This window comes from Bacillus proteolyticus (assembly GCF_001884065.1).
GTDB lineage: Bacteria > Bacillota > Bacilli > Bacillales > Bacillaceae_G > Bacillus_A > Bacillus_A proteolyticus.
On the sequence record NZ_MACH01000147.1, the window covers coordinates 1 to 237 of the forward strand.

Here is a 237-nt window from a genome sequence, read left to right on the forward strand (position 1 = left end):
ACAACACCCAAAATATCAAAGACTGTCTTTTTCTCGTATCGATGAGATTTTCGTCCGTTGTGCTGTAGGAGGTTAAACAGACGAAGGAGAACCTTTGATAGCTCTTGGGTGTTTTTGTGTAATGCTTGGTGAAAAAGTGAAAAATAATCTTTAATTATGTACATTGCTTTATATTCACTTAGCTCTTTCTGTTTCTTACGTAACAGGAGTTCTCTCATCTTAAACATTGTAGAAGAA

General features: G+C 35.0%; 1 pseudogene. It reads right to left on the minus strand.

The annotated features are described in order from the left end of the window. Positions 1–237, minus strand: a pseudogene (locus BAQ49_RS26695) (IS4 family transposase); the annotation flags it as partial.